This window comes from Mycoplasma struthionis (assembly GCF_003855455.1).
GTDB lineage: Bacteria > Bacillota_I > Bacilli_A > Mycoplasmatales > Metamycoplasmataceae > Metamycoplasma > Metamycoplasma struthionis.
In genome coordinates, this window is the sequence record NZ_CP034044.1 from 647,245 (window position 1) to 672,616 (window position 25,372).

Here is a 25,372-nt window from a genome sequence, read left to right on the forward strand (position 1 = left end):
AATGTCGTTATTCAGTTTTCAAAGAACAAAATTGAGAGATTGTTCTCTCAAAACTGGATACAAATATTACTCCATAACTAGTGTACTCCGTAGAAAGGAGGTGATCCATCCCCACGTTCTCGTAGGGATACCTTGTTACGACTTCACCCCAGTCACCAGTCCTACCTTAGGCGGTCGCCTCCGAGGTTAGCAAACCGACTTTGGGTATTACCAGCTCCCATGGTGTGACGGGCGGTGTGTACAAGACCCGAGAACGTATTCACCGCAGCATAGCTGATCTGCGATTACTAGCGATTCCGACTTCATGGAGTCGAATTGCAGACTCCAATCCGAACTGAGATCGGCTTTTTGAGATTTGCTCAATGTCGCCATATTGCTTCTCTTTGTACCGACCATTGTAGCACGTGTGTGGCCCCACTCGTAAGAGGCATGATGATTTGACGTCATCCCCACCTTCCTCCCGGTTACCCAGGCAGTATCTCTAGAGTCCTCGACTTAACTCGTTAGTAACTAAAGATAGGGGTTGCGCTCGTTGCAGGACTTGACCAAACATCTCACGACACGAGCTGACGACAACCATGCACCATCTGTCATTCTGTTAACCTCCACTATATCTCTATAGCTTTGCAGAAGATGTCAAGAGTGGGTAAGGTTCTCCGTGTATCTTCAAATTAAACCACATGCTCCACCGCTTGTGCGGGTCCCCGTCAATTCCTTTAAGTTTCACTCTTGCGAGCATACTACTCAGGCGGATCATTTAATGCGTTAGCTGCGTCAGTGAGTTCCCCACCGACTAATGATCATCGTTTACAGCGTGGACTACCAGGGTATCTAATCCTGTTTGCTCCCCACGCTTTCGTCCCTCAGCGTCAGTATAGACCCAGTAAGCTGCCTTCGCCTTTGGTGTTCTTCCATATATCTACGCATTTCACCGCTTCACATGGAATTCCGCTTACCTCTATCCAACTCTAGTTTGCCAGTATCCAAAGCGAGCCGGGGTTGAGCCCCGGGATTTGACTCCAGACTTAACAAACAGCCTACGAACGCTTTACGCCCAATAATTCCGGATAACGCTTGCGACCTATGTATTACCGCGGCTGCTGGCACATAGTTAGCCATCGCTTTCTGATAAGGTACCGTCAGTTCAAAAGCATTTCCTCTTCTGAATGTTCTTCCCTTATAACAGCACTTTACAATCCGAAGACCTTCATCGTGCACGCTGTGTCGCTCCATCAAGCTTTCGCTCATTGTGGAATATTCCCTACTGCTGCCTCCCGTAGGAGTTTGGGCCGTATCTCAGTCCCAATGTGGCCGTTCAGTCTCTCGACCCGGCTAAACATCATAGTCTTGGTAGGCCATTACCCTACCAACTAACTAATGTTCCGCACCCTCATCTCTTAGTGGGGCTTTGAGGCCCCTTTCACAACGGAATCATGCGATTCCATGCGTATCCGGCATTAACTAATGTTTCCATCAGGTATTCCAATCTAAAAGGTAGATTAAGCACGTGTTACTCACCCATTCGCCGCTAGGTTTAAAAAACCCCGCTCGACATGCATGTATTAGGCACACAGCCAGCGTTCATCCTGAGCCAGGATCAAACTCTTAAAAATTGTTATCTATATTATTGAAAATAAATTGACGTTATGGTATTTGTATCCAGTTTTCAAAGAACTATCTTTTATGCTTTTATTAATAAGCACAATATCTATTATACACATTTTTTTTATTTTTTCAAAAATTATGAAAAAAATTAATAAAAAAAGAGAAATTCCCTTTTTTAATGATTTTAATTAATACTTTCAATTTTTACACGGTATTTTTTAGGAGCTTCTACTTCTAAAATTTCTCCAACTTCACGACCTAATATAGCACGAGCTAAAGGAGAACTGTTTGAGATTTTGTCATTAAATGGATCAGCATCTAATGCACCTACTATTGTTACATTATATTTTTTATTATCACTTAAGTTAAAAACATTTACAGATGAACCGATTTTTACTATATTAGAGTTTTTAGAAGTTTCATCAATTATTTCAGCATTTTCTAAAATGTGTTGAATTTCTAAAATTTCATTTTCTATAGCAGCTTGTTTATCACGGGCCGCATCATATTCAGCGTTTTCTGATAAGTCCCTTGATTTCTAGCTTCTTTAATTTCTTCTATTACTTGAGGTCTTTCAACTTCTTGTAAATGAGTCAACTTTCTTTGATATTCTTGTAAACTTTCACGAGTTAAATAAATTTTTTCTTGTGCCATATTGTTCTCCTTATTTTAAGCTATTATTTTAATTTTATCTTATTTTAGTGCTTATTAGATAAAAGTAATAATTTTTGGTGTTTGATTTTAAAAATTTCATGTTTAAAATCTACTAATGAATTGATTAAAGATAAATTTTGTTTATATTCTTTAATTGAATTTAAATAAATAATTATTAAGCCTTGTTTTTTTAGTTTTTTTACTCCGTCATTTATTTGAGTTTCTAAATGAGAAGATCTCAAATCAAAAACTGCATCATATTCTATATTATTATCTGAATAAAATAGTTCTGAAGTATTAATATCTGGAAAATCATTTTTAATTTCAGATATTTTTTGAATTTCTAAATAGTTTTTTTCTTGATAAATTTTAGCTTTAGTTAAATTAGAAAGAGAAATGGCTAAATAATCATTTCTTGAAACTACATTTACATTTTCAAAGTTGTTTAAATAAATACTATTTGCTAAAAAAGTAACAGTTAAATCATCTAAACAAAATTCATAGTATTTTTTAATTCCGTTTAAAATAACTCCATAGTTTTCATTTTCAGTTTTTAATTTAGCTATTAATTCTTTTTCGTGTTGATTATTTACTATTTCACTGTTTTGAATCTTTTTTTTATATAAAACAGTTGCAACAAAAACGATAATTGCAATTAATAAAGCAATTCCAATTGTTATACCTAAAATTAGTCTTACATGATCAGGTATTTTAGATTCTTCACCATTAAATTTAATAAAATTATTCTTCATCTTCTCCTACAAGTTTGGCTAAAATGTCTTCATTATTTTCATCTAGTGCTTCATTTTCTAATGAAAATTCATATAAGATATCAGTTAAGATATCAATTTCAGCTTCATCATCAACTTCAGAAAGTAGATTATCTTTTTCTTTTGCAAAAATAATTCCTTCTTTATTTGTTAAAGCTAAATAATGTTCTCCATTTTCAAAAAAATCAAATATTACATAAAGCTTTTCATTTGCAATTTCTACTGCTCTTTGTTCATTGATTATAAAAACTTTATTTTTAGCCATTTTGTCTCCTTAAATATTCTTCTAAAATTAATTGAGCTGCTAAAGAATCTTTTTTGGTTTTTCTTTTTTGTCTGCTAAAGCCAGCTGATATTAAAATATCTTCGGCATTAATTGTACTTTGTCTTTCATCTTGAAAAACAATAGGTATTTCTATTTCATTTGATAATCTATTTTTAAAACGTTCAACTATAAAAGTTCTTTCTGATTTAGATAAATCCATTCTTAAAGGATAACCTAAAACAATTAAATCAATTTCGTTTTTATATTCACTTTCATATAAATAGTATTTTAATTTTGCTATTACATGTTTAAAGTGATTTAATTCAAAACCAAAGTTTTCTAATGGACTTACTATAATTCTTGATTTATCAGATATAGCAAAGCCACAGCTTCTAGTTCCTAGATCTAAACAAATAGCTCTCATATTAAATTAATTTTTTAATTTCTTCAATAATTAATTCTTTATCAAGATCAGATTTAATTGAACCTTGGGCTACGATTTTATTTCCACCACCTCGTCCATTAAAGTTTTTAGCAATTAAATCAAAAAGTGCTTTTGAGTCTTGAGTTTTAGATGCAACTATTAAAAAGCAACTATTTTCGTTTTTTATTAAACCAATAACAATTGCATTAACATTTGTTTCTCTTAATTGAATAATTGCATTTTTTAAATCGTTATTTTCAAGATTAGAAATTAAATAAAATTCTTTATTATTAATAATTTCTTTTTTAAATTGAGTTATATCTACTAGTTTATTTTGATTTTCTTTTAATAATTTTTTATAATCTTCTCTTATTTGATTTTCAATTTCGTCATATTTTAATAAAGCTTGTTCTTTATCAAAACTGTTTTTTAAATCAAAACTAGGAATTGAAATTTGATATGAACTATTTAAACTTTGATTATTTTTAATTAAAGTTTCTAATAATTTAATTTTTTCATTTATTTCTTCATCTAAATATTCATTAACTAATTTAAATGAAGTAACTACTCTTAAACGATAAACACCTGTACCTTTTGAATCTACTGAAACGATTTTGAAATCTTCAATAACTGAAGTATGTGGTACGTGAGTTCCACCACATAAGTCTTTAGTTATATTTTCAAATTCAACAACTCTAACTTCATTAGCGTCATGATATTCTGATTCAGCAATAGTCATATAAGCGCCTAGTTCTTGAGCTTTTTTAATTGTAGTAACTATATAATTTCTTTTTGCATCCATTTTTATATAGTTACGCATAATTTGTTCAATGTTTTGAATTTCTTGTTTTGTTGGTCTATGATCAAGACCAAAATCAAAAGTAAAATGTTCAGGAGTAATATTAGAACCTAATTGTTCAATTATTTCATTAGGATATGTTTGTCTTAAAGCATGAAACATAATGTGAGTTGAAGAGTGGTTACGTGCATAGTTAATTCTTTTATCTTTATCAACATATGCTTTAACTAAATCTTTATTATTTATTTTGCCTTTTACAACGTGAACATGATTTCAATACTTATCTTTAAAAACATCTAAAACTTCTATTTTATTTTCATTTTGCATTAAATAACCAAAGTCATGATTTTGACCACCACTTGTTGCATAAAAAGGAGTTTTATCTAAAATAACATAGCTTATTTTATTTTCATCATCATTTTTTTCAATTGAATTTTCTTCATTTAATAAATATAAAATTTTAGATTCACTTTCTAAATATTCATATCCAATAAATTCTGAAACTTTGTCAGGAATTAAAGCTAAAGAGTTAATAACTTTTTGCATCCCGACTTCAATATTTCCTCTAGATCTCTTTTGATGTTCTTTTAAAAATTCATTAAACTCATTCATGTCTAATTTAATGCCTTTTTCAGCAAGAATTTCTGAAGTTAGTTCAACTGGAAAACCATAAGTGTCAAACATTTTAAATGCGATTTTAACATCAATATGTCCATTTTTTGCTAATTCTTGTTCTAAAAGTTTTTCACCTTCATTTATTGTTTTAGCAAATAATTCTTCTTCATTTTTAATTATTTTTGAGACATTTTCAACATCTATTTCATAAATTAATGAATCTTTAACTATTTTAACTAAAGTATATAAGAATGCTTTTTTAGTAATTCCTAGAGAAATACCTGCTCTATAAGCTCTTCTTATTAATCTTCTAATAATATATCCACGCCCAACATTTGAAGGACTAACACCATCATTAATTGCATTAACTGATGAACGAATATGATCAGCAATTATTTTAAAATATGTATTAATTTTAGTTTGAATAGGATCTTTTGTAAAATAGTTTTCAATTACATATTTTTTATCAGTTAATTTTTCAACTTCTCTTATTATTGGTAAAAATAAATCAGTATCAAAGTTTGTTGGAGCATCTTGCATAATTGAAGTAATTCTTTCTAGTCCTGCTCCAGTATCGATATTTTTTGTAGCTAATTCAGTGTAGTTATTTTCTCCATCATTATTAAATTGTGAAAATACAATATTTCAAATTTCAATAAAACGATCGTTTTCAATATCATTGATTAATAATTCAAGACCTCTTGAATCATATTTTTCTCCACGGTCATAAAATATTTCTGTATCAGGTCCACAAGGTCCTTGACCAACGTCTCAGAAGTTTGTGTCTCTTGTTCCTTTTATTAAATGACTAGCATCAATTCCATTTTCAATTCAGTAATTATATGTATCTTTATCTTCTTCAAAATAAGTAATATAAATTCTTTCTTTTGACAATTTTAAAACATTAATAACAAATTCATAACCAAATGCAATTGCTTCTTTTTTAAAATAATCACCAATAGAAAAATTACCTAACATTTCAAAAAAAGTATGATGTCTGGCTGTTACACCAACATTTTCAATATCATTAGTTCTTATTGATTTTTGTGAGTTTGTAATTCTTTTTGAAGGTGGAACTTTTTTCCCACTAAAATAATCTTTTAAAGTAGCAACTCCTGAATTAATTCATAATAAAGAAGGATCCTTTTGAGGGATTAAAGATTTTGATTCAACTACTAAATGTCCTTTAGAGCTAAAAAAATCTAATCACATTTTTCTAATTTCTTTTGATGTTAACATGTTTTTCCTTTATAAATAATTCTTTTTAATATTGTTTAAATAAATTTGATCAATAATTGCTGCTCCAACTACTTTTTCATTATCATAAATTACTACTTCTTGTCCTGGAGTTACAGCTTCAGTTAATTCATATTTAACTTTTATTTTATTATTGTCTAAAAGTTCAATTTGACATGGAATGTCTTTTTGTCTATATCTAAATTTAGCTGTTAAATTATTTTTGTCATATTGTTTAGCTATTAAATTAAAATCATTTGCAATTAATTCATCTGATAATAAATAATCTTTATGATCTTCATTAGCAACATAAATTTGTTTTTTTTCTAAATTATGACCCACTACAAAATATGGTTTTTCATAACCACCTAAATTTAAACCTTTTCTTTGACCAATTGTATAATACATAGCTCCAAAATGTTTACCTACAACTTTGTTAGTTGCAATATCTACTATATCACCTGGTTGAGCAGGAATATAATTGCTTAAAAATTGAGCAAAATTTCTTTCTCCAACAAAACAAATACCTGTTGAATCTTTTTTATTAGCAGTTATTAAATCTAGTTCTTTTGCAATTTCTCTAACTTCAGGTTTTTTTAATTTTGCTAAAGGAAAAAGAACTTTTGAAAGTTGTTCATTTGAAAGTTGAGCTAAAAAATATGATTGGTCTTTATTTTCATCTAACGCCCGAAAAAGTTCACCATCTCTTGCATCTGCATAATGACCCATTGCTATATAATCGGCTTTTAGTTCATTAAATGCATGATCAGCAAAAGCTGCAAATTTAATATATTTATTACAAAAAATATCAGGATTTGGAGTTCTACCTTTTTTATATTCATTTATTAAATATGAAAAAACATTATCTCAATATTCTTTTATAAAATCTTTTCTTTCAAGAGGAATATCTAATTTTTTTGCTACTTCTTTTGCATCTAAATAATCTTGTTCTTGGGGACAAACGTCTTGGCTTATATGTTCATTTCCTTTTATATCATTATTTAAAAAAGAATCTCAGTTTCTCATAAAAAGCCCGATGACTTCATAACCTTGTTTTTTTAATAAATAAGCTGCTACTGAAGAATCAACTCCACCGCTTAAGCCAACTACGACCCTTTTTTTCATAATAATAAACCCCTTAAATTTAAATATATTTAAATTAAATTATACTAGAAAACTCTTTGAAAATAAAAAAAAGAAGCAACGACCTATTTTCCCATTGCGGTATCGTCGGCACGGAAGAGTTTAACTGCTGAGTTCGGAATGGGATCAGGTGGAACCTCTTCGTTATGGTTGCTATGTAATTATTATACATAAAAAAATATTTTTGTTATAAAAAAAATAAAAAAAAAGAAGCAACGACCTATTTTCCCATTGCGGTATCGTCGGCACGGAAGAGTTTAACTGCTGAGTTCGGAATGGGATCAGGTGGAACCTCTTCGTTATGGTTGCTATGTAATTATTATACATAAAAAAATATTTTTGTTATAAAAAAAATAAAAAAAAGAAGCAACGACCTATTTTCCCATTGCGGTATCGTCGGCACGGAAGAGTTTAACTGCTGAGTTCGGAATGGGATCAGGTGGAACCTCTTCGTTATGGTTGCTATGTAATTATTATACACTTTTTAAAAAGTTTTTAATAAATTTTATAAATTTATTTCAAAATCATCTTTATCTAAAATTTTTAGCTCTATTTCTGCATTTAAATATTCGCTTGCTTGCTTTTTAATATACTCAAGTGCTTCTTTTAAAACACTAAAACGGTTTAAATCTAATAATTCCATAATTAAAAAAGCGTTTTTTGTATTTTCATCTATCATTGTTCTTTTACCATCTCTTCAATTTAAACAACGACAAACTGCAGCAGCATCATCTTTATAGCAAACTTCGCCTTCATAAGTATATGAAACTTCTTCATCACCTAAAGCTAAAAATTCGTCATTTCCGTTAGTTACTTCTAATTTTAAATTACCTACAAATTTATCAATATCTTCAGCACCACATGGTAAAGCAAATTTTAATGAAGCGGCATTATAAATATCAACCAATGGATTAATTGATGAAACATATTTTTCTTGCTCAACTCTTTTTAATAAAGCTTCAATAGAAGAACGTGCACCTTTTTTATTTTTAAATTTTTTATAAGCTTCTCTTCAAACTTTAACTTCTTCTATTTCTGAAAGAATTGAAGAAGTTAAATATTTTTTAGCTTCATTATTTGCCTTTTTTAATTCTTTTTTAAGTTCTTCATTATCAAAATTATTATTAATATTTTTTAATAAAATTACGCCTAATTTAGCTTCTGGAAATAAATCTCAAAATGATTTTTCAACAATAAATTTTTTCATAATATCACCTTTTATAATTATAAAAAAAATAGCAATTTAAATTGCTATTTAAAAAATTATTTGTTTTTTAAAGCTACTTTAGCTTGATCAACAATTTTAGCAAATGTGTTTGGATAATTAATTGCTAATTCAGATAACATTTTTCTGTTAATTGAAATGTTAGCAGCTTTTAAACCTTCAATTAATCTTGAGTATGTAATAGCCATTGGTCTTGCAGCTGCATTAATACGTGAGATTCATAATTTTCTAAATTCACGTTTAACTTGTTTTCTATCTCTAAAAGCGTATGTTCATGACTTAACAACAGCTTGTTTAGCAACTTTATAACCAACTGATTTGTGTCCTCAGTATCCTTTAGCTAATTTTATTCATTTTGCACGTCTTCTTCTTGTAACAATTCCACCTCTTGTACGCATCTTAATTCCTTTCTAAATAATTAATAAATTAAATTAATTCTTTGTATCTTTTGAAATCTGAGCTTGATAATGTTGATGATTTACGAGATTGACGTTTTTGTTTTGTTGATTTATTTTGAGCTAAGTGTGAACGGAAAGCATTTCCTCTTTTAACTTTTCCAGTTGCGGTTACTTTAATTCTTTTCTTTAAACCGCTTTTGGTTTTCATTTTTGGCATGTTATTCTCCTTAAGTATTTGAAGGTTCGTTATTTTTATGATTTAAAGAATCAACTTTTTTCTTATCTTTTTCTATATACATATCTAAGAAACGATCGTTAGCCAAAGTTGCTTCTTTTGAAATACGCGCTACATCTTCTAATAAAGCATAGAATTTTTTAAGAATGTCTTCACCTAATTCAATTCTTGCTCTTTCACGACCTCTAAATTTAACTGAAACCTTAACTCTACTACCTTCTAAAACGAATTCTCTAGCTTTACGAGCTTTTGTTTCAAGGTCATGATCACCAATTAATGGTGTTAGACGAATTTCACGATTAACTGTGACAGCTTGTTTTTCTTTAACGGCTTTTTGTTTTTTCTTTTTGTCATATTTGAATTTACCATAATCTAAAATTTTTGCAATAGGTTTATTGTTTTCAATTGCTATTAAAACTAAATCCATTCCAAATTCAGATGCTTTTTGTAAAGCTTCTTCTTTAGTTAGAACACCGATTTTTTCTCCATCAGGTCCTAAAACATAAACTTTTTTATATGGAATATCTTTATTTATAACGTGTTCAGATTTTGGTTTTCTTGAATTTTGATTGCCGTTATTATCGTTATTTGTAATAATAACTTCCTCCTTAATAAAATAAAAAGTGGTTAGTCCACTTCCCAAAAACTACAAAATTTTCTTTATTGTAGCAACCCAGCAAAAAATCACTAAGGTGAGAAATGAATCTACTTGTGCTATTAAAAGCATTTTTATTATACCACTTTATTTTAATTTTGCTCATTTATTATATATTTTTTCTTGTTCTTCTGTAAACTTGATTCCTTGAGATAAATTTCAATCAATACTAAATGATTTAGTAACAACAGCTAGACCTTGATTTAGATCTTCTAAAGCTATTTTTCTCATTTTTTGAACACCTTCTCAAGTTCTACCTTGGCATATTTTATCTGCTATAAATAATATTTTTGCTAGATCATCCATTTCTAAAGCCATAGATGTATGAACTTTTATTGCTTCAAGAACTTCTAAATTATCATATTTATAAAAGTCTTTTAATCAATAATAAGCTGTTGTTTGATGAAGTTTATATACTTCTAAATTTTCTTTATTATATCCATAAGGTTTTAAAAACTGATATGCTTTTTCTCTATCTCATTCTTTTGTTATATCATGCATATAACCAGCTCTATAGGCATTTTTAATTGAGTATTTATGATTTTTAGCAAGTTGCGCTGCAAATTCAGCTGTGAAACGCAAGTGTTTAAATCGATCTAGAGATAAAAAAGAACGTGCTATATCTTCAAAATAAAGTCAATTTTTACCTATATATTCTTGAACTTTTTCATCAACTAATTCAAGTTTTCCTGTTATATATTCAGTTGAAGAAAAGTTATATAAAGGATTATCTAATTTAATACAGTTATATTTTTTTAAATTAATTTTTGAATAAACATTACCTCTATTAAAAACAGTTATTTTAACTAATTTTGCAATTTCATCTATGTCTTTTCATTTATTTAATTTAGGTACATTATCTGAACCTATTAATAAATAAAGTTCAGCTTCTGGATATTTTGCTTTAAAGTATCTTACTGTATCAATAGTATATGAATTTCCTTGTCTTTTAGTTTCAAATTCTGAAACAAACATTTTGTTTTCTAAAACTAAATTAAGCATGTTGATTCTGTGTTTATTATCAACATAATCACTTGCTTTTTTAAAAGGATTTTTATTAGCTGGAACAAAATATAGTTCTTCTAAATTTAAATTTTCAATTGCAAATTTAGCAACTTCAATATGACCTTTGTGAACTGGATTGAAACTTCCACCGAATATAGCTATTTTCATTTTTTAGCCTCCAAATTTATTTTTTTAGACTGACTGCCTGGTGTTTTTCTTAAAAATCTAATGTTATGTAATTCTTGCTTTTTTTCATTTAATAAATCATTAGCATTTTTTAAAACTCTTAGACCTAATTGATTATTTATATCCGAAATAATTTTACTTGATTTATTTTCAAATTTACTTTCATTAAATAAATTAAGTTGTTTATAATTCAAAGCAACTTTTTTTAAATTTGAAAGTCTAAAACCAAGTCCATGAATTAATTCATCTTCATCTCATAAATCTAAAAAAATTTTAAAGCCTAATTTTTTTAGTTCTTCAAAATCATTTGTGTAATGATCTAATTTAAATTGTTTTGATATTCAATTTTTATTAGTTTCTCTAATTAAAACTGATATATAATTTCCTTCTTGATTTTGATCTTGAGCTCTATTTGAAACATTTAAAATAACACTATAAAGAGTATTTAAAATAAGTGTTCTATCTGAACTATTTCCAAATTCAAAAGTTGTTGAATTTCCAATTCCTTTAGTTTCTGAATTAAAAACGTGATCTTTTGTTTCTTCACCTTTTAGTCTTTTTATAAATTCATAATAATTTTTAGTTAATATTTTTCTTAAAAGTAATTCATTATCAAAATTAACTAAATCTCTATATGTTTTTATATTGGCATCTATTAGTTTTATTGAATTTTTTTTACCAATACCAAATATTTTTGAAACAGGTAAATCATAAAAGTGTTTTTCAATATCTTCTTTTTTTGTTTCTAAAATTCCAAATGGTTTAGCTTTATTTGTACTCATTTTAGCTAAAAATTTATTATAAGAAATTCCAATAGAACAAGGTAAAGAAAATTCTTTTAGTATAAAATCCTGAATTTGTTTTGCAAAAATTTTTGCTGAGATTTGTTTTTTTTCTAAAATTTCAGTTACATCAATATAACATTCATCAATTGAATAAACTTCAATTTCGATATTTAGCTCATAAGCTAATCTTTCAAAAAGTCTTTTTGAAGTTAAAGAATAAAGTTCGTAATGTGGTTCTATTATTAAAGCATCTTTAAAAATGTCTTTAACTTTATAAAAAGGATCGCCTACTTTAAAGCCTTTATTTTTTATTTCATATGACATTGCAGTTATTATTGCTCTATTTGAATTTCTTGCAATAATAATGGGTTTATTATTTAAACTTGGATTTATACCTCTTTCACAGCTAACAAAAAAAGCATCCATATCAATATGGAATATTACTTTATTCATTTTCAAGCCCTTTTTTAAAACTTCTATAAATTATTGAAGCACATTCTAAACGATTTAAATGAACTTTTACATTTTGAAAAACAGTTAATTTATTTAATAAATCTGCTTCATTTTCATTTAATTCAGTGCTTTTAATCATTTTAAAATAAGTTTCTAAAATGTTTTGAATTTGTTTTTTAGTTTTATTAATATTTTCTTTAATCATTATTTCAACTGAACTTAAAAAAATAGCACATCCGGTTGCTTCATATTCAACATTTTTTAAATAATCATTTTCAAATTCAAAATTAATTTTTATATCATCGACACAAACTAAAGAATGCTCTTTTATTGTTTTATTTGTTTCAATTATCTTATCTTTTTTATATTGAGGATTTTGATATGCTTCAAAAATAATTTTTTGTTTTTGTTCATTATTATAAAAAGCCAAGGTAATCATCTCCCATCTTTTTAAGAGTATTAATTAAAATATCAACATCTTCTTTATCATTATAAAAACTGATTGAAACTCTTATATAACTTTTATTATGTTCTGGTAATTCTTTAAATTTGTGAGCACAGAAAACACCTGATCTAACATAAATATTTTGATGTCCCAAATAAGAAGCTACGTCTTGAGAAGGGATGTTTTTTAAATTAAATAAAACAATTCTATTGCTGCTTTTTTTATCTATTTCAACATTTGATAATTCTTTAAGTTTTAAAATAAGATAGTCATAAACTTCATTTTCAAGTTCATTTATTTTTTCATAAGTTAGTTTTTTAACAAATTCAATTGCTGCATTAAATTGAAAAATACCAGCAAAGTTTTGAGTTCCAGGTTCAAAACGAATTATGCTAGGTTTAGAATCTCAATGACAAGAGCCATAAATATCTTGAACTTGACCACCACCTCATTTTTTAGGTAATAATTTATTAATTAATTCTTCTTTTATTACTAAAGCGCCAATCCCAGTAGGACCATAAATTTTATTAGCAGAAAAAGCAATTACATCGGAATTTTTTAAAGAAACTTTTTCATGAACAATAGCCTGAGCAGCGTCATTAATTAAAATTGCATTATTTTCTTTACATTTTTTATAGATTTTATCAAAATCAAAATCGACTTCAAATGTATTAGATTTTTGAGGCAATGCTACTATTTTAGTGTTTTTGTTTATATTATTTAAAACTTCCTCATTATTTTTTGTGTAAATAAATTTAATATTTTTATTTTTAAATTGTTCTAAAAAAGGAACAATATTTGAACTGTGATTATAATAACTTAAAATAATTTCACCTTCATTAATTGTTTCAGAAAGCATTGAAGCAATTAAATTTAAAGATTCAGTAGTCCCAGAGCTAAAAATTAATTCATTTTCATTTGCATCAACAAAATTAGCTATATTTTTTCTTATATTAGCCAATTGAGATGCTATAAAAATTCCTAATTTTGAATCTGCTGTTCTTGTTGAAATTGAAAATTTTTCATAAAAATCAAAACCAGCTTGTAATACTTCATAAGGTTTAAAACCTAATGCTGCATTATCAAAATAAACAATGTCTTTATTATTTATAAACATTGGAAACATTTTTTTATATTCATTCATTTTAAACCTTTCTAAAAAGTGAAATATATTCAGTATTTTTTGATTTATCTCCTAAAATTGGACTTGGTTTTAATTCAACAAATTCAAAATTATTTTCTTTAGCATATTCTTTAACTCTATTAATTAAGAATTCATGATATTGCTCATCAACATAACCACCTTTTGAAACATATTTTGAACTTGCTTCAAATTGAGGTTTAATTAAAGCCATAATATAAGTATTAGGTTCCATTATTTTATTACATACTAAAAAAACATGCTTTAAACTTATAAATGAAACATCACAACTTACAAAATCTAGCTTTTCTAAAAAATAATCTTTATTTAAATTTTTTAAATTTGTTTTTTCATATGTTACTACTTTTTCATTTATTCTCAAAGAATAATCTAATTGATTGGTTCCACAATCTACTGCATAAACTTTTTTAGCATCATTTTCTAAAAGTACTTGAACAAAACCGCCAGTAGAAGAACCTATATCTAAACAAACTTTATTTTTAATATCTAATTTAAATTCTTCAATAGCTTTTAAAAGTTTATATGCACCTCTTGAAACATAACTTTTTTTATTTTCTAAAATTTCAAAAGTTATGTCATTTTCTTCATATTTTAAAGACGGCAAAAGGATCTTTTCGCCGTTTACTATTACTTTTTGTGATCTTATTAAATATTCAATTTCTTTTTCTAATAATGTTGTTTTTTCTAATAATATTTCTTTTATAGTTTTTTTCATATTATTTATTTATTTTTTTAGCAAACATATCTAGAACTTTATTAACAAATTTATAATCATTATTTGGAACATAATTTTTAGTTATTTTAACCATTTCATTTATTACAACTAATTTATCATTATGAAGCATTTCATATTCTCCATAAATGATGATTGCTCTTGTTAAAGGAGAGATTCTTTCTCATTCTCATTCTGATGATATTAAAGATTTTGAAACTTTAATAAATCTATCATAATCTAAAGCAATTTCTTCAATTACTTTTAATTCAGAAGCTGATAAATCTTGATTTTTAAAAATTTCATTAGAATCAATTTTTTCATTAAACAATTCTGCTTGATAAATTATTGTAATAATATTGATTCTAAATTTTAAGGCTTTATATAAAAACCTAATTTTATTTTTATTTATTTCAGTTTTATTATTTTGATCCATTTTTACTCCTGAATATTTATTAATTTAATAAATTTATTATCGTTATTTTTTGTTAATTTAAATAGAACACCGTTTAATTGACATTTATTATTAGATACTTTAAAAGAAGAGTGTAAGCCATAACGCATTTTTTCATATACTTCTTGAAAATTAGAACCAATAGCGCAATCTCTAGGCCCACACATACCTGCATCAGTTGTGTAATAAGTTCCTTTTGGTAAAATGTGAGCATCATTTGTTTGAATGTGTGTGTGAGTTCCAAATAGTGCGTCAACCTTACCGTCTACATACAACCCAAAAATTGATTTTTCTGAAGTTGTTTCAGCATGAAAATCAATGATAAAATAATCTGCAACTGTTTTTAAAAAAAGCTCATCAAATTTATCAAAGAAATTAGTTGCTACTTCTTCTTTTCAAGGCGGCAATAAAGGATTAAAAGTTATTCCCATAAAAGACATAACTGCTATTTTATTTGCTTTTATTTCAAAAACACGTACACCTGAACCTGGATAATCATTTTCTGTATTTGCTGGTCTAATTAAATCATTATTATTAATTATTTCTAAAATTCCATCTTTTGCCCAAACGTGGTTTCCTAAAGTAAAAGCATCTATTCCTATTTCTTTAAGTTTTTTATAATCTTTAGGAATAAAGCCTTTTCTTCCTGAAACATTTTCAGCTTGAGCTATGACAAAATCAATATCATATTCTTTTTTTAGATTCTCTAAATTTTTAGTAACAAACTCTATGCCTGGTTTACCAAAAATATCACCTAAAAATAACACATTCAATTCGTCTTTTTTCATATTTAAAATTATAAACTAATAATTTATAAAAAAGTTAAATAACGATAAAGCATTATTTAACTTATAAAATGATATTAATTTGTTAGTTTTTCCAGTACTTTTTGTTCTATTTCTTTATATAGTTCTTGATTGGTTTGAAATAGAATTTGTAAATTCATATTGCCTTGTGCAATGTTTTCACCATTATAACTATATCAAGAACCTTTTTTAGTTAAAATTTCAAATTCTTCAGCGAAATTAATAACTTCCGAAACTTTTGAAATTCCTTTTGAAAAAATGATTTCAATTTGAGCTGTTTTATATGGTGCAGCTAATTTATTTTTAACAACTTTACATTTAATTTGATTTCCAGTTATGTCGCCATTTGTTGTTAAGTTTTGAGCTTTTCTAACTTCTAAACGAATTGAAGCATAAAATTTTAAAGCTTTACCACCTGCAGTAGTTTCGGGATTACCAAAGATAACTCCAATTTTTTCTCTAATTTGATTTATAAAAATTACTGTTGTTTTGTTTTTTGCTAATGAACCAGTTATTTTTCTTAAAGCTTTAGACATCAAACGAGCTTGTGCACCAATTGCTTGATCGCGCATATCTCCATTTAACTCAGCTTCTGGAACTAAAGCGGCCACAGAATCAACTACTATTAAATCAATTGCTCCGGTTTTAGCTAAACTATCTACTATTTCTAATGCTTGTTCACCTGAATCTGGTTGAGATAAAATTAAATTATTAATATCAACTCCTAAATTTCTTGCGTAAATAGGATCGATTGAATGCTCAGCATCAATAAAAGCAGCTATACCACCTTTTTTTTGTATTTCATAAATTGCATGTAAAGCAATTGTAGTTTTACCAGAACTTTCAGGTCCATAAATTTCAATAATTCTGCCTTCAGGTCAACCATTAATTCCTAAAATATTATCTATTGCAAGCGATCCACTTGAAAATGTTTTTGGAATAATATTTGGCTTTTCTCCTAAAATCATTATCGCTTCAGGACCGAATTTTTTTTCAATTTCTTTAAAAGTTTCTTCAATTAAAGAGTCGTTCATTAATGAACTATTTTTTGATTTATCTTTACTCATTTTTTTCTCCTGAACTTATTTTAAAAAAAGAATAATTTATTTTTAGTTATTTGAGAAAAATAGAGAAAACTACTTATTAAAAGTTAAATCAAATTTCTTAGTTGCTCAATCTTCTAAAAGAACTGATAAAGTAATATTTCTTTGATTTTCATCTTTTTGATAAATATCTTTTACTTTTATTGAATAAATTCCTTTAATATTTTTTAATTCATTTATTACTTTTTCTAATGATTCTTTTTGTTTTAATTCTATTGTAATATCACGGCTTTTCAAAGGTTCGTGTTTATAGTTTTTAAATTCAAGTTTTTTATTTTCTAATTCATCTAAAAATATTTCAGCAAATATAGCATCTGTATTTATAAAGCTAGGATGTAATTTTGCTATATATCCAATTAATTTATTATCTTTATAAATTTCTAATGATGCATTAGGATTAAAAATTTCTAAATTTGATTTTCTAATTTCTAGATCTTGATTTGTTAATGAAATAATGTCTTCTTTTATTTCATTAAAAGTTTTTTCATTTGAAACTAAACCTAAAACGTTTATTTTATCGCTTATCATTCCAATTTCAAAATATGAGCCTTTTTTAAGTTCTTGTTTTTCATTGTAATTTAAAGCAGTATATAAACTTGAAATCATTGAATGTCTTATTTGAGAGTGATCATAATTTTTAGAATCTAAAGCATTGAATGTTTCTATAAAATTAAAAGGATTAAAAACATTGTTTTCAGGTTTAATTAAAGTATAAGTTCTAATATTTAAATAACCTTTTTGTTTTAAAATATTATTAAATTTAGGTTCTAAAATTTCAGTATTTAATAATCTTGTTATTTTAGGTTGTTTTGAAGGGAAATTATCATAACCATAAAATCTAAATAGTTCTTCAACAAAATCTTGAATATTATTTAAATCATAACGATAAGTTGGAAAAGTAACTGTTGAAAGATCAGATTTAAATTTAAAATCTAATGTTTTTAAAGTCATTAAAATTTCTTGATAACGTTTGGTTGTTGTTATATTAAAACCAGCAAATTTAGTAATGTATTTATTATCAATTAAAATAGACTTTTTAGTAACTTTAGGAGCATTTATAAGTTCAGAATATTCATTTAAATATTGAGATAGAAAATTATAAGCAAGTAATATAGCACCTAAAGCAATTTCTTTATTAGCTCTTGCTGAAGCATTTGTATCTAATTTTATTTGTTTAGCATTTTTTCTAATTTCTTTAATATCAAAAGATGCTAATTCAAAAATTGCTTTTGAAGCCGTAGCTTTAAATTGATAATTTTCAAAACCAATTGTAGCTGCTAATGAAACTGAATCATTTCCATTTTTGATTACTAAATTATTATTTAATTCAACTTCTTTATTGCCTAAAATAGTTACTTTTTCAGTCACTAATTCAGTAGAAAATTCATTTGATTTTAATTCATCTTTATTATAAACATGGCAAGGAACAGCAGTGTATAATAAAACAAAATTTGTTAAATCAACTGCATTGTTAAATGTTTTAATATTATGTTTTCATAACAAAAACTCTTCAGCTAAAGATAATTTTAAATTATCATTTTTAGCTTCAATTAAACTAAATGAGTTAGTTTTTGTAAGATTGGTAATTTTAATATCAGATTCTAAATTTGGGTTTGCTTTAAAATTTGTTTTAACTGAAGTTTTAAAATAAGTAGCTAATTCTTTTGCAAAAATTAAATAACAACTTGCATCTGCTCTATTAGATAAAATTGATACATCAATCATGTAATCATTTAAATCAAAATATTCAACAGGATCTAAAGATAAATCAATTGCATCAACGTGAAATATTCCTTCAAATTTATCTTCTCTTGCACCTTCTTGTTTAATTCCTAATTCACCAAGCCCCACAAACATTCCGTGTGAAGTTATGCCTTTCATTTCTTTTGATGCAAAAACTGTTGAACCAGATATAGAACCAGGAACAAAAGCCATTACATAATCGCCTTCATGCATATTTTCTGCTGTTGTTTGAATTACTGATTTTTGATTATTTGCAAATTCAACTTCACAAACAGTTAATCTATCAGCATTTGGATTTTTATAAGCTTTTAAAACTTTACAAAATTTTACACCTTCTACATCTGCTATTTTATAGTATTCTTCAACTTCAAAACCAATTGAATTAATTGCTTTTGTAACATCTTCTATAGATTTGTTTTTTAAATTTGCTAAACGACATAATGTTTTATATGAAAAAAGCATGTTATCTCCTATCTAAATTGTTTTAAAAATCTTTGATCATTTGTATATAGTTCTCTTATGTCATCTATTCCATATTTAATCATTACAATTCTTTCAATACCTATTCCAGCAGCAATTCCGTTCATATTGTTTGTATAACCAGCTGAACGTAAAACATTTTCATCAATCATTCCAGCTCCTAAAACTTCTATTCAACGGTTTTTAAAGAATATATCCACTTCAACACTAGGTTCAGTAAATGGGAAATATGAAGGACGTAAACGAATTTCAATTTTTTCTTCAAGAACATATGAAAGCATTTCTTTTAAAGTATAAATTAATGTAGCAAAAGAGTGATTTCCAACGCTTACTAAATCAAGTTGAGTAAATTGATGTGTGTGAGTTCTATCTTCTTCATCGTTACGATAAACTCTTCCAATAGCAAATTGTGAAAATTCTTGATTTTTATGTTTTTCTAAAGCCATAGCACTTATTCCGGTGTTATGTGTTCTTAATAATAAATTTTCTTTTAAATATAAAGAATCTTGCATTTCTCTTGCTGGGTGAGATTTTGGAATATTTAATCTTTCAAAATTATATTCATCGCTAACCATTTCGCTTTCATGATATTCAAAATATCCATTAGACACTAATCAAGTTCTAAAACGATCGGCAATAATATTAATTGGATGAATTGCACCTTTTTTATCTGTAGGCCAAGCAATATCTTCAAAGTCTTTTTCTAAACGATTTTGAATTTCTATATTTAATAATTTTTCTTTTGCTTTTTCAAAAAAGTCTTCAGCTTCTTTTTAAGTGCTTGGATTTTTTTACCTATTTCAGCTTTTTTATCTTTTTCTGCAGTTTTTAATTGTGCCATTAAATCTAATAATTCAGCTGAGTTATTAAATTGATTTTTTAATAGTTTTAAATCTTCTTGGTTGTTTATTAAATTTAAATCAAATTTCATATTATTACCTTTCTTTTTTTAATTTTTTTCAATACTCTAAAACTTTTTGTTCATATATAGAATTACCAAATTTATAAAAATTAAAGTTTAAAAGTTTGTCTGGCAAGTATTGTTGAAATACATAATGGTTTTCAAAATCATGAGGATATAAATAATTAATTCCTCTGCCTAGTTTTGATGCTGATTTATAATGAGCATCTTTTAAATGATTAGGTACATCATAAATATAATTTTGATTAATTAAATCATTTACATTTTTAGCAGCTAAATAAGCTGAGTTTGATTTAGGACTTAAAGATATTAATAAAATTGCATTTGCAATTGGTAAATAACCTTCTGGCATTCCTAATCTTTCAAAAGCATTTATAGCTGTCATAACTTCAATTGCTAATTTAGAATTAGCTAATCCTACATCTTCATAAGTTGCACAAATCATTCTTCTAAATAATCCGTCAAAATCTCCTGATTTAACAATAATAAAACCTCAATATAAAGCGGCGTTTCAATCAGAACCTCTTAAAGATTTATGAAAAGCTGATAAATAATTGTAATGTTCATCACCTTTTTCATCTGAAGCAAATTGTAAACTCGGCAAAATCGTTTTAACAGTTTTTAAATCAATAGGAACTTTTTTAGATAAGTTTAAAACAAGTTCTAATAAATTAATTGCTGCTCTAAAATCACCATTAGCTTGTGTTGCTAAAAAATATGCAACTTCTTTATCTAATTCAAAATTTTGATTTTTTGCTATTTCAAGCAATTTATTTGAAATATCTTTTTCTTCAAGGCGAGATAGTTCAATAATAGTGCATCTAGAACGTAATGCAGGATTTAATTTAAAATATGGATTTTCAGTAGTTGTTGCATAAATAGTTATTAGTCCATTTTCTAAATAAGGAAGTAAAATATCTTGTTTATCTTTATTCAAACGATGAATTTCGTCAATAATAACTATTTTGTTATTTTTTATTTTGGTTACTAAATCTTCTTTTTTATCAATAGCAGCATTAAAGCAATCAAAACTAACATTTAATTCATTTGCTAAAATGTATGAAATTGTAGTTTTACCGCTTCCTGGTCTACCATAAAAAATAAAAGACCTTAAATCTTGATTTTCAATTATGCTTTCAAATAAAATCCTTTTATTATCTTCACATACAAAATCTTTTAAAGTTTCAGGTCTACTTAAAAATGCTAAATTCTTGTCCATATTTATTTAAATTATAAAGCAAAAAATTTTTAAAAATAACCTTTATTTAAATTATTTTTTTGCAATAATTTGATCGAATTCTTGTTCTCTTTCTTTTTTAAAAAAATGACTGAAGCAGTGATGGTTAAAAACCGACTAACAAAAATTCCAGCAATAAATAAAATAAAAATATTTATTAAATTTAATCTATAACTTAAATAAGATAAATAAGCTGCAATACTTATAGAAGAAACAGCAAAAATTAAATAAAAAGTTAATGATACAGCAAATAAAATTCCTAAAATCATGTTTTCTTTTTTTTGTTCATCTGTTAAGAGACTTTTATCAGTTGTTCTAGTTAATAAAATCGCGCTTGATAAAATAACTCATAATAAAAATATAAGAAAAGCAAGATTTAAAAGAGATAAAATAATTTGTCATATTGCTAGTTTTTTAATATGTTTATTCATATATACTCCTTATATAATTTTAGCAAAATAAAAAGCACAAACGTGCTTTTTATTCTTGCGAATTTTCTAGTTATTTGTTGGTTGAACTGATTCTTCTTTTTTAGCTTCAACAGCTTTTTTATTATCTCTTTTAACTGGTCCGATGTAAGGTAAAACAGCAACAAATCTAGCTCTTTTAATTGCTAAAGAAACTGCTCTTTGGTGTTTTGCACATGTACCTGTAATACGAGATGATAAAATTTTCCCTTGTAAATTAACTAGTTTTAATAGAACTTCTTCATTTTTGTAATCGATATCTTGAACTGGTTGTTTGCTTGAACAAAATTGACATGGACGTTTACGAACGAAAGCTTTTTTACGAATTACTCTTGCCATAATTTTTTCTCCTTAAAAATAATTATTCTTGTCAATCTAAATCTATGATTTCTGATGATACATCATCATTAACTGTTTCTGGTTGATTTAGATTTTGTTCTTCAGGAATTGAGAATTGTTCTTGATTATTATTGTAATTATTGTTGACATTATTGATTGTTGATGTTTTTTTACGATTTTCTGATGCTTCCCTGCTTTCTAATGAAGCTATTCTATCGACTGCTACTGAATATGAGTTTACCAATTGGTCGAATTGTCCGGGAACTTTAGAAGATTGGAATGAGCCTTCTATGGATACAAGTGATCCTTTGCTTAAATAATTATTAACGAATATAGCATCAGTTCTTCAAGCCACACATGGAATATAGTCTGTTATTTGCTCTCCGTTTGTTCCTTTATAAGCACGGTTTACTGCAACTGTGAAACGTGAATATTCAATTCCTCCAGTTTTTGTAATACCTTTATAAGGGTCTTGGGCTAAACGCCCCACAATAATAACTTTATTCATCTCTCCTCCTTTTAAATTAATTATTTATCTTCTTGAACTTTTTTTGGACTTACTTTACGTTCTTGTTTTTCTTCGCCTTGTGCTGGTTTTTGTTCTCTTTTTGGAAAGGTTTCTTTTCGCCTTTAACAAATGGTTTTCTTTGTAAAGCTTTTTTAACTTTTCTTGGTTTTAAACCTTTTTCAGAATCTAAATTAATAATTAAAGTTCTTAAAATGCTTTTATCGATATTTAGTTTTCTTGTTAATTCAGCCATTAATTCAGGTGCTGATTTTGTAGTAACTAAATAATATGAAGCTCTAGTTAATTTTTTAATTGGATAAGCTAATTCAGTTCTTTCCAATTTTTCAACTTTTGAAGATTTTTCATCTAAAACACTAAATAATAGTGATTTAAATTCTTCATCAGTTGATTTAGGGTTTACTAGAATCATAATTTCATAGTTTGACATTATTTTTCTCCTTCTGGACTTTTGGACCTAATGGTCAAGGAGTCACCCCTTGTTAACTTATACATTTAACAATTAAATTATACATTAAAATGCCTTAAATAGTATTAGAATTTTTTATAAAAAAATTAAAAAGCAACTTGTGCTTTTTAACTTCAATCAATTTCAATGTAATCAAATTTTGTTTCTTTTGATTTTTTTGATAATACTTTAAATTGGATTTTTTCTTTATAAATAAATTTAGTGTTTTTTCTTAAACTATGTCCAACTTGATTTTCAAGTCATGTTGAAAGATTTAGATTTTTGTCTTTATCTTCTAATTCGAAATCTCAATAATCTGCAAATTCTAGTTGTTTTCATAATGTTTTCATTAAAACAGTACCTTTAGCTTCACAACGTTCTAAACTTATTTCATAAATTTGTTCATCGTCATCAAACTCATCATAAATTTCACCAACAACTTCTTCTAAAATGTCTTCAATTGTAATGATTCCTATTGCTTTATCATTACTATTATTTTCAACAACAAAAGCCATTTGAGCTCTTGATTGACGCATTTTTTCTAAAGCTACTGATAAATTTGAGTTAGCTGAAATATTTGGAACTGTTTTTATGTAATTTAATATATTTCCTCTTTCTAAAAAGAAAATATCTTTTAAAAGTAAAATACCAATTAGATCTCCATCTTTTTCAACTGGAATTCTTGAATAATTAGTTTCTTTAAATTTCATTAAAGCGTCTTTTAAACTAGCTTTATGTGATAAAACTTCAACGTTTTTTAATTTAATGTAATGTTGAGAAACTTTTGTTGAATCAAGCTCTAAAACATTTTGAGCCATAACAGATTCTTTTGTTTCTAAAACACCTTCATCTTGAGCTATATCTAAAAGACTTTGTATTTCATTTTCTGTATTTGTTATATAAATTTTCTTACCTATTTTTGATATTAAATATGTTATCGGTAAAAACACTCAATAAAGAGCTTCAATAATTCAATATAGTGATTTTACTGTTCTTTCAGGGTTTGATTTTGCAATTAATTTAGGAATAATTTCAGCAAAAAATACAATTATAGGTGTCATTACTGCTGTAGAAATTAATGCTGATGTTCCTGTGTCTAATAATGCAGCTGATAAAACATATGTTAATAAAGTAGATGAAGCAATATTAACTAAATTGTTAGCTATTAAAATAGTTCCTAAGGTTCTATTAAAAAACTTGTGTTGCTTTTGAATTAATTTAGCACCAACAACTTTTTTTTCTATCATTGCTTCAATTTTTGCTTTACTCATTGAAGTGTATGCTGTTTCCATTGCAGAAAAGATAGCACTAAAAACAAGTAATAAGATTAATAAAATTGAATAAAGTGCAAATTGCCATGGCTCTGCCATTTTTTGATTTGTTACTTTTGTAGTCTCATTTAATAAACTATAACTGAGCGAGTCGTCCATTTCTAATTTTCTCCGTATTTATTTAAATATATAGTTATTATATAAAAAATATTAAAATATAAGTTAAAATAATTTTATGTTTAAATATGAAGATGTTAAATTAGTAGAATTGCCAGAAAAAATTTTGAGAGTTAAATCTCAAGATGTTTCATGGCCTTTAGTTAAAGAAGATGAATTATTAATTGAAAAAATGATTTATCATGTTGATGATAGTCAAGAAGAAAATACAAAATTCCGTCCTGCAGTTGGAGTAGCAGCTATACAATACGGAATTCCTAAAAATATTTTTTATATAATGATTAAAGATGAAAATACAAATGAATATATTTTTAAAGATGCTTTAATTAATCCTAAATTAATAGGACATTCAGATCATAAATTAGCATTGCCTGAAGGCGAGGGATGTTTAAGTGTTAATGAAAAACATCCAAATCAAGCTGGTTATGTTTTTAGATATTCAAGAGTAATTGTAAAAGCTTATTCATATTATGAAAGAAAAGAAAAAGTGTATGATGTTTCTGGTTATCCAGCAATAGTAATGCAACATGAATATGACCATTTACAAGGTAAATTATTTATTGATCATATAAATAAAAAACAACCATGAAAAATGAAAGACGATGCTTCATTATTATAAAAAAACTA

28 protein-coding genes, 4 rRNA genes and 1 pseudogene are annotated in these 25,372 nt (G+C 26.5%); 1 reads left to right on the forward strand and 32 read right to left on the reverse strand.

All coding sequences use genetic code 4. The features are described 5' to 3' along the window. Positions 1-93 precede the first annotated feature (93 nt). The 32 genes and pseudogenes from EGN60_RS02930 to EGN60_RS03075 form a co-directional block, all read right to left on the reverse strand. Positions 94-1,613, reverse strand: a 16S ribosomal RNA gene (locus tag EGN60_RS02930). Between the two features lie 176 nt (positions 1,614-1,789). Then, a complete protein-coding gene (locus EGN60_RS02935; RefSeq protein ID WP_408632036.1) occupies positions 1,790-2,083 on the reverse strand; it encodes a GreA/GreB family elongation factor in 294 nt (97 codons plus the stop codon). A gap of 9 nt (positions 2,084-2,092) precedes the next feature. Continuing rightward, positions 2,093-2,259 (reverse strand): annotated as a pseudogene (locus EGN60_RS03660) (transcription elongation factor GreA); the annotation flags it as partial. A gap of 44 nt (positions 2,260-2,303) precedes the next feature. Further along, positions 2,304-3,011 carry a BC85_0335 family putative methyltransferase gene (locus tag EGN60_RS02940; RefSeq protein ID WP_124724576.1) on the reverse strand — a complete coding sequence of 236 codons (708 nt, stop codon included), beginning with the start codon at positions 3,009-3,011 and terminating at the stop codon, positions 2,304-2,306. Further along, entirely contained in the window at positions 3,001-3,294 is a 294-nt protein-coding gene (locus EGN60_RS02945; RefSeq protein ID WP_124724577.1) for a hypothetical protein, read from the reverse strand. Before EGN60_RS02945 ends, EGN60_RS02940 begins: the two co-directional genes overlap by 11 nt. Further along, positions 3,287-3,718: a Holliday junction resolvase RuvX gene (ruvX, locus tag EGN60_RS02950; RefSeq protein WP_124724578.1), complete on the reverse strand. Its 432-nt coding sequence runs from the start codon at positions 3,716-3,718 to the stop codon at positions 3,287-3,289. The genes EGN60_RS02945 and ruvX overlap by 8 nt, the downstream gene beginning before the upstream one ends. 1 nt (position 3,719) lies before the next feature. Further along, the gene (alaS, locus tag EGN60_RS02955) at positions 3,720-6,371 is read right to left on the reverse strand and encodes an alanine--tRNA ligase (RefSeq protein ID WP_124724579.1); all 2,652 of its coding nucleotides are present in this window, start codon (positions 6,369-6,371) and stop codon (positions 3,720-3,722) included. Positions 6,372-6,380: 9 nt separating this feature from the next. Continuing rightward, entirely contained in the window at positions 6,381-7,493 is a 1,113-nt protein-coding gene (mnmA, locus tag EGN60_RS02960) for a tRNA 2-thiouridine(34) synthase MnmA (RefSeq protein WP_124724580.1), read from the reverse strand. Between the two features lie 70 nt (positions 7,494-7,563). Next, positions 7,564-7,669, reverse strand: a 5S ribosomal RNA gene (rrf, locus tag EGN60_RS02965). 49 nt (positions 7,670-7,718) lie between these two features. Continuing rightward, positions 7,719-7,824, reverse strand: a 5S ribosomal RNA gene (gene rrf, locus EGN60_RS02970). 48 nt (positions 7,825-7,872) lie between these two features. Beyond that, positions 7,873-7,978 (reverse strand): 5S ribosomal RNA (gene rrf, locus EGN60_RS02975). Positions 7,979-8,016: 38 nt separating this feature from the next. Further along, positions 8,017-8,718, reverse strand: coding sequence for a B3/B4 domain-containing protein (locus EGN60_RS02980; protein WP_124724581.1), 702 nt, complete (start codon positions 8,716-8,718; stop codon positions 8,017-8,019). 56 nt (positions 8,719-8,774) lie between these two features. After that, on the reverse strand, positions 8,775-9,134 hold the full coding sequence (gene rplT, locus EGN60_RS02985) for a 50S ribosomal protein L20 (protein ID WP_124724582.1): 360 nt from the start codon (positions 9,132-9,134) through the stop codon (positions 8,775-8,777). Positions 9,135-9,162: 28 nt separating this feature from the next. Next, entirely contained in the window at positions 9,163-9,351 is a 189-nt protein-coding gene (rpmI, locus tag EGN60_RS02990) for a 50S ribosomal protein L35 (RefSeq protein WP_124724583.1), read from the reverse strand. A gap of 10 nt (positions 9,352-9,361) precedes the next feature. Continuing rightward, positions 9,362-10,012 (reverse strand): translation initiation factor IF-3, encoded by a 651-nt coding sequence (infC, locus tag EGN60_RS02995; RefSeq protein ID WP_124724584.1) that lies wholly within the window; start codon positions 10,010-10,012, stop codon positions 9,362-9,364. 99 nt (positions 10,013-10,111) lie between these two features. Then, positions 10,112-11,197: a nicotinate-nucleotide adenylyltransferase gene (locus EGN60_RS03000; RefSeq protein ID WP_124724585.1), complete on the reverse strand. Its 1,086-nt coding sequence runs from the start codon at positions 11,195-11,197 to the stop codon at positions 10,112-10,114. Continuing rightward, entirely contained in the window at positions 11,188-12,453 is a 1,266-nt protein-coding gene (locus EGN60_RS03005; protein ID WP_124724586.1) for a Y-family DNA polymerase, read from the reverse strand. The genes EGN60_RS03000 and EGN60_RS03005 overlap by 10 nt, the downstream gene beginning before the upstream one ends. Continuing rightward, positions 12,446-12,892, reverse strand: coding sequence for an iron-sulfur cluster assembly scaffold protein (locus EGN60_RS03010; protein ID WP_245979653.1), 447 nt, complete (start codon positions 12,890-12,892; stop codon positions 12,446-12,448). Before EGN60_RS03010 ends, EGN60_RS03005 begins: the two co-directional genes overlap by 8 nt. Further along, complete coding sequence (locus tag EGN60_RS03015; protein WP_124724587.1) at positions 12,870-14,042, reverse strand: aminotransferase class V-fold PLP-dependent enzyme; 1,173 nt, start codon at positions 14,040-14,042, stop codon at positions 12,870-12,872. Before EGN60_RS03015 ends, EGN60_RS03010 begins: the two co-directional genes overlap by 23 nt. A 1-nt stretch (position 14,043) precedes the next feature. Further along, positions 14,044-14,775, reverse strand: a complete 732-nt coding sequence (locus EGN60_RS03020) for a TlyA family RNA methyltransferase (protein WP_124724588.1) — start codon at positions 14,773-14,775, stop codon at positions 14,044-14,046. 1 nt (position 14,776) lies between these two features. Then, complete coding sequence (locus tag EGN60_RS03025) at positions 14,777-15,208, reverse strand: transcription antitermination factor NusB (protein WP_124724589.1); 432 nt, start codon at positions 15,206-15,208, stop codon at positions 14,777-14,779. 2 nt (positions 15,209-15,210) lie between these two features. Beyond that, the gene (locus EGN60_RS03030) at positions 15,211-16,014 is read right to left on the reverse strand and encodes a TIGR00282 family metallophosphoesterase (RefSeq protein ID WP_124724590.1); all 804 of its coding nucleotides are present in this window, start codon (positions 16,012-16,014) and stop codon (positions 15,211-15,213) included. Between the two features lie 74 nt (positions 16,015-16,088). Further along, entirely contained in the window at positions 16,089-17,099 is a 1,011-nt protein-coding gene (recA, locus tag EGN60_RS03035) for a recombinase RecA (protein WP_124724591.1), read from the reverse strand. Between the two features lie 69 nt (positions 17,100-17,168). Continuing rightward, positions 17,169-19,340, reverse strand: coding sequence for a phenylalanine--tRNA ligase subunit beta (locus tag EGN60_RS03040; protein ID WP_124724592.1), 2,172 nt, complete (start codon positions 19,338-19,340; stop codon positions 17,169-17,171). Positions 19,341-19,348: 8 nt separating this feature from the next. Continuing rightward, positions 19,349-19,969 (reverse strand): phenylalanine--tRNA ligase subunit alpha, encoded by a 621-nt coding sequence (gene pheS / locus EGN60_RS03045; RefSeq protein WP_334198904.1) that lies wholly within the window; start codon positions 19,967-19,969, stop codon positions 19,349-19,351. 116 nt (positions 19,970-20,085) lie between these two features. Beyond that, positions 20,086-20,289 carry a hypothetical protein gene (locus EGN60_RS03665; RefSeq protein ID WP_334198905.1) on the reverse strand — a complete coding sequence of 68 codons (204 nt, stop codon included), beginning with the start codon at positions 20,287-20,289 and terminating at the stop codon, positions 20,086-20,088. Between the two features lie 4 nt (positions 20,290-20,293). Beyond that, positions 20,294-21,499, reverse strand: a complete 1,206-nt coding sequence (locus tag EGN60_RS03050) for a replication-associated recombination protein A (protein ID WP_124724593.1) — start codon at positions 21,497-21,499, stop codon at positions 20,294-20,296. 29 nt (positions 21,500-21,528) lie between these two features. Next, positions 21,529-21,948 (reverse strand): hypothetical protein, encoded by a 420-nt coding sequence (locus EGN60_RS03055; protein WP_124724594.1) that lies wholly within the window; start codon positions 21,946-21,948, stop codon positions 21,529-21,531. Positions 21,949-22,014: 66 nt separating this feature from the next. Then, positions 22,015-22,323 (reverse strand): 30S ribosomal protein S18, encoded by a 309-nt coding sequence (rpsR, locus tag EGN60_RS03060; protein ID WP_124724595.1) that lies wholly within the window; start codon positions 22,321-22,323, stop codon positions 22,015-22,017. A 22-nt stretch (positions 22,324-22,345) separates the two neighbouring features. Next, positions 22,346-22,831, reverse strand: coding sequence for a single-stranded DNA-binding protein (locus EGN60_RS03065; protein WP_124724596.1), 486 nt, complete (start codon positions 22,829-22,831; stop codon positions 22,346-22,348). 49 nt (positions 22,832-22,880) lie between these two features. Continuing rightward, positions 22,881-23,279, reverse strand: coding sequence for a 30S ribosomal protein S6 (gene rpsF / locus EGN60_RS03070; RefSeq protein ID WP_124724597.1), 399 nt, complete (start codon positions 23,277-23,279; stop codon positions 22,881-22,883). A gap of 146 nt (positions 23,280-23,425) precedes the next feature. Then, positions 23,426-24,727 carry a hemolysin family protein gene (locus EGN60_RS03075; protein WP_124724598.1) on the reverse strand — a complete coding sequence of 434 codons (1,302 nt, stop codon included), beginning with the start codon at positions 24,725-24,727 and terminating at the stop codon, positions 23,426-23,428. Between the two features lie 76 nt (positions 24,728-24,803). Here EGN60_RS03075 and def point away from each other — a divergent pair, with 76 nt between their 5' ends. Then, positions 24,804-25,364, forward strand: coding sequence for a peptide deformylase (gene def / locus EGN60_RS03080; protein ID WP_124724599.1), 561 nt, complete (start codon positions 24,804-24,806; stop codon positions 25,362-25,364). Positions 25,365-25,372: the final 8 nt, after the last annotated feature.